Genomic DNA, 1,260 nt, shown 5'->3' on the forward strand with positions numbered 1-1,260 from the left:
CTTTAGGGTTACTTTTGTATTCCTAACTTATGTAAGCTTTAAAAATATTAAAATTTCGCTGCCAGCCTTTAAAAAATTGGCTGGCATTTTTAAGGGGTGATAAAATAGTGCATTTGCCGATTTATTTATTACCTGTGGCAGGACTTGTCATAGGGGTTCTAATTTCTTTAATAGGTGGAGGTGGGGGAATATTTTATGTTGGAATGCTGACAGGATTGTTTGCTATTTCAATGGATCAGGCTGTGTCTGTATCTCTTGCAACAATTATCCCAACAACCCTGGCTGCTTCAATAAGTCACTACAGGGCAAAAAATGTAAAGCCAAAAGCAGGATTTCTACTTGCGGCAGGCGGGATTGTCGGAGTAGTTGTCGGTTCCTATCTTGTTACAATTATTCCGGTCAAAGTTCTTAAAATAATATTTGGGATTTTTCTTCTAATCATGGCAATCGGGATGATTATTTCAAGAAAGAAAAAGCAAGATAAAGAAGAAATATCAGAAAACAGACAACTTGAAGAAGTTAATGCTAATAAAAGTAAGCCTATTTCAAAGCTTTTTATAGTAAAAGGCCTGGTATTTGGGATACTTGGCGGGCTAATGTCAGGTATGCTCGGTACGAGCGGTACTCCTCCAATCCTTGCCGGACTGGACAGTATAGGTCTTTCCTCTCTAGAGGTAGTGGGAACATCAGTTATGGTGCTCTTTTTTATAGCTATTACAGGTGTGATAACTCATAGTGCATTTGGAACTCTAAATTGGCTGCTGGTGATTTTGCTTGCATCTGGCACTATAACTGGTGCAATTCTTGGCCCTTTATTTGGTAAGCGGATAAACAAAAAAACTTTGGAAAAATTCTATGGTCCGTTTTTTATTGGACTTATTTTATTAATGGCAGTTTCGATGTTTTTATAATATTTTTCATTACCAATCAGTTTTTTAAAGTAAAATTTATCGTGTTTTAAAAGAAAATATTTTGTAAAAAAAGTTTTTTTATACATTTGCTTGACTCCTTTATTGAATTTTTGGTGTTGTAATTAATTAATTCAATAGAGCCAGGTAAATGTCTTTTTTATTCAGAACTACACTTTTTCTTCACAATATTAATTATACAACTAAGATTTCAATATTCCTGCACCTCTATTTTTACACAATCTTTATAATTTAGTAGGAGTTTCCCCAAAATTTATTTTCAAGCTGCAAAAAGGGGGCTTTAGTCATCAACGAAATTTTTAGATTTATCTAAAACTCAATTCGGGTGTGA

Annotated in this window: 1 protein-coding gene; it reads left to right on the plus strand. The window is 34.1% G+C overall.

Features of this window, described 5'->3' with window-relative positions:
- The first annotated feature begins 107 nt into the window (after positions 1-107).
- Positions 108-911, plus strand: coding sequence for a sulfite exporter TauE/SafE family protein (locus DER71_RS11850; protein ID WP_158531752.1), 804 nt, complete (start codon positions 108-110; stop codon positions 909-911).
- Positions 912-1,260: the final 349 nt, after the last annotated feature.

The organism is Halanaerobium sp. DL-01, assembly GCF_003338615.1.
In the GTDB taxonomy this organism is placed as follows: Bacteria; Bacillota; Halanaerobiia; order Halanaerobiales; family Halanaerobiaceae; genus QPJE01.